This window comes from Wolbachia endosymbiont of Cylisticus convexus, assembly GCF_003344345.1.
This window is the reverse complement of the sequence record NZ_QPIP01000153.1, coordinates 1-3,555: the sequence shown is the minus strand read 5'-3', so window position 1 is coordinate 3,555 and position 3,555 is coordinate 1. Positions and strand designations below refer to the sequence as shown.

Here is a 3,555-nt window from a genome sequence, read left to right as displayed (position 1 = left end):
TTGCCAGTGGTATGAGCTATAGAGATATAGCGTCACACGTTGAGGAAATTTATGATCACAAAATATCGGTAGCAGAGATATCAAGTATTACCGACAAATTACTGCCTATAATCAATGAATGGCGTAGTCGTCCACTGCAATCAGTATACCCGATAGTATTTATGGATGGGATGTTCTTTAAGGTCAAGGAGGATGGACATTGCGTAAGTAAATGTATGTACAATATATTGGGCATAGACCAAAATGGCAGAAAAGAAGTCCTGGGCTTTTATTTGGCTGAAAGTGAAGGAGCTAACTTTTGGTTGGAAGTGCTAAATAACCTCAAAGAAAGAGGAGTAGAAGATATTCTGATTGCATGTGTAGATGGGCTAAAAAGCTTTCCTGCAGCCATCAACAGTGTATTTCCCAGTGCAGAAGTGCAGCTATGTATAGTACACCAAATAAGAAATTCTCTGAAATATGTATCCAGTAAAGATGTGAAAGTTTTCATGAATGATCTGAAAAAAATATATCGTGCTTCAAGTAAAGAAATTGCTGAGAATTATCTGCTTGAGCTGGAAGGAAAATGGGGAGAAAAGTATCCTTTAGTTATAAAATCCTGGCAGAACAATTGGGAAAACTTATCCAGTTATTTTAAGTATTCTGGGCCAGTTAGGAAGCTGATTTACACCACTAATCCAATTGAGGGGTTGCATAGACAAATCAGGAAATTTACTAAAACTAAGGGTTCATTTACTAGTACAAATGCCTTGTACAAACAGGTATATTGTGCTATAAAAAAGGTAGAGCAAAAGTGGATTATGGCTCTCCCTAATTGGGCTTTAACTATGTCTCAACTTGATATTTTCTTTCCAGATAGGTTGAAAATTGAGTTGAACTAAAAATGCGGCTTGACACACTTTTTTGAACATTCCCGATATTAACATAAAATAGCGAAGATCTTGATACATATTAACAAATAGTTAAAAGCAGGAAAATCTTTCCAGTAAGGAATGACAAGTTACTTATGAGTTTAGTTCAAAATTTTAGTTAATAAATTAACTTATATTGACTTATATAAAAATATTAGTTACACTATTAGTAGTTTATTAATAAAAGAGGCTAACATCATGACATACTTTATAGATTTTTTCAATAATGATTCAGAATTTGTTAATGATAGCTCTTACTATGAAGTACACAAATATAATAAAGATGGTCAGCATATTAAAGATGATTTTTACTTATACTCGCTGGTGCTTCACCCGTGTGGAAAAGAAGATGAAAATTTAGCATTTTCTCATAAAGATCATGAGAGAACATCTCTTATATGGCTAGACAAAGAGTATTTGCAAATATCAGAGGGTAGCTGGAGAAGCGGAAGCTATTATAGTGATCTTTTGAATTCTGACTATGTGGTAAATGATGTAACTTTGGATAAAAACATAGTAGAATTTAATGTAACTCCAACTGTAGAGAGCCACTCAAAAGAGGTAAATAAAATTGTAATCTCAAAAACCGGCTTGAAGAAAGGTAATTTATAACCCTTGGCCTTGCCTAAAAATCTGTTATTTTAACCTGGAGCACTTATACTCCTCCTATTTCCACTTGACTTGCTATGCTGGACTGAGTGACTTGAGTGTTTGGTAGAAGTCATAGTTTTAAATCCTCCTGAATTAAGTTTTATCGCTATGACTCTCCCACCAAAACCGTGCATGCGTAGAGTAGGCAGCCAGCGAGTTACTGTATTCAGCACTTTTCCAACAGCCTCTCCCCGAACCTTACTATTACCCACAAGTATAGAATTCATGAGCAAGTCTCCATCCTTCTGCTAAATCAAAGAGACGTCTCCATCCCTTCCACAAAGCTATAGGGCCTGGTTCTAAGTCATTTTTGCGAGCTAAAAACCCTCCTAACTTGGCCACCCACCTCACAATTTCTCTTATAGGTGGTGGAGTCTCAGGATAGTTTTTTGTCTTAAGCATTTTGGTATATAAAACCTTCCATTCGTCGTCAGTCAGTATGAAAGTGCAAGAAAGATTTGGATTTGTTCTAGCTAATAGTGTGATAAAAAATATTCTCCATGCAATTATACTCATAATTGTAAGAAAGCGGATTAACCTATCTGCTGTTTGGAGCCTACATTCTTCAACTTTAAGACCGGATTTCAAAATTTTATGAAAAATCTCTATTCTCCATCTTAAGCAATACCATTGTATTTTTTCTACTGCTTCTTCAAAGTTATTAATATTTATATTTGTCAACAAAATCCAGTTCATAGGCTCTTCGCCAAACGGGGGGTATTTTTCTATAGCATAGACAGCATTTAAACTTAAATTAGGAAGTTTTTGGGTTTTACGTCTAGCGTTATTTTGTGATGCATTCATCACAAAATTGCTAAACTTTACTTCTAAAACTGTTGTTCTTTGAGGTTTATCATTGAGAGCAGACTTGTATTTCTCCTTGACAAGACATGCGATTCATCAAATCCCACAACCTTTCACCACCTTTTTCAGAATAAGTCGACTTCTTATTTACTGTTCTGTTTTGATTTCCTCTTACTACAAAAAGAGATTGATTAGTGGAAGCAACTTCAAATAAATCATACATATCTGCTTCTCTGTCACAGACGGTATAGCTCTTTTCATAATAGTACAAACGAGGTAAAATAAGATTTTATAGTAGTGAAGGTAAGTATGCCAGCAGCATATAGTTATGATTTAAGAAAAAAAGCAATGGAATCACTAGAAGAAGGAGAAAGCAGAGAAGCAGTGGCAGCAAGATTTAAAATTGGAAGAACTACGTTATGGGAGTGGCAGCAAAGAAAAAAGAAACAGGAGATTTTCAGTCAAAAAAACTTGGAAATGGAGGTTATAATCACAAAATTACTGACTGGAATAAATTTACTGAATTTGCTAAAAAATATGGTGGAAAAACTCTATCGGAAATGGCTAAGCTTTGGAGCAATGTTAGTATCCCAACGATTCATCGAGCTCTTAAAAAAATTGGACTCACACGCAAAAAAAGACATATGGATACAAAGAAAGGGACGAAGAAAAACGCGCTGAATTTTTGAAAATTATAGCAACAAAAGAACCTCAAAACTTAGTTTATATAGATGAGTCTGGCATTGATAACACCGAGGACTACCCTTATGGATATTGCCAGAAGGGACAGAGGTTTTATGCTCTAAAATCTGGTAAAAAAATTCAACGAATCAGTATGATTGCAGCCTTAAACGGCAGGAAAATAGTTGTTCCGTTAACATTTGAAGGCCACTGTAATATGTTAATAAATGGTTTGAGCAGTTTCTGACACCGATTTTGAAACCTGGACAAACTGTTATCCTTGATAATGCTACTTTTCATAAGTCTAATAAGATTACTGAATTTGCTAAAGGAGTTGGCGCAGAAATTTTATATCTACCGCCTTATTCTCCCGATTTTAACAAAATTGAGCATCATTGGTTTGCTATAAAAAACAGAGCTAGGAAAAACATCCCTCTATTCACATCTTTTCGTCATGCTGTTGATTCCGCTTTTCTATAAGCTTTTCGGACTATTATGAAAAGAGCTA

General features: G+C 35.0%; 3 protein-coding genes and 2 pseudogenes. 3 read left to right on the top strand and 2 right to left on the bottom strand.

What is annotated here, in order from left to right:
• Together Wcon_RS09500 and Wcon_RS09495 are read left to right on the top strand one after the other, a co-directional pair.
• Positions 1–881, top strand: an 881-nt coding sequence (locus Wcon_RS09500; protein ID WP_114517943.1) for an IS256 family transposase, incomplete at its 5' end; no start/stop codon positions are given.
• 228 nt (positions 882–1,109) lie between these two features.
• Positions 1,110–1,523: a hypothetical protein gene (locus Wcon_RS09495; RefSeq protein WP_114517942.1), complete on the top strand. Its 414-nt coding sequence runs from the start codon at positions 1,110–1,112 to the stop codon at positions 1,521–1,523.
• A 29-nt stretch (positions 1,524–1,552) separates the two neighbouring features.
• On the opposite strand, the gene Wcon_RS11500 is transcribed toward Wcon_RS09495, so the two are convergent.
• Together Wcon_RS11500 and Wcon_RS09485 are read right to left on the bottom strand one after the other, a co-directional pair.
• Positions 1,553–1,789: a hypothetical protein gene (locus Wcon_RS11500; protein WP_114517941.1), complete on the bottom strand. Its 237-nt coding sequence runs from the start codon at positions 1,787–1,789 to the stop codon at positions 1,553–1,555.
• Positions 1,767–2,622 (bottom strand): annotated as a pseudogene (locus Wcon_RS09485) (IS4 family transposase); the annotation flags it as partial. The gene Wcon_RS11500 and the pseudogene Wcon_RS09485, both read right to left, overlap by 23 nt.
• Positions 2,623–2,675: 53 nt before the next feature.
• Between Wcon_RS09485 and Wcon_RS09480 the strand changes: the two are divergent.
• Positions 2,676–3,527, top strand: a pseudogene (locus Wcon_RS09480) (IS630 family transposase).
• Positions 3,528–3,555 lie beyond the last annotated feature (28 nt).

Coding starts and splice junctions, on each gene's coding strand:
- Wcon_RS09495 (WP_114517942.1), top strand. CDS start 1,110: ATGACATACTTTATAGATTTTTTCAATAATGATTCAGAATTTGTTAAT.
- Wcon_RS11500 (WP_114517941.1), bottom strand. CDS start 1,789: ATGAATTCTATACTTGTGGGTAATAGTAAGGTTCGGGGAGAGGCTGTT.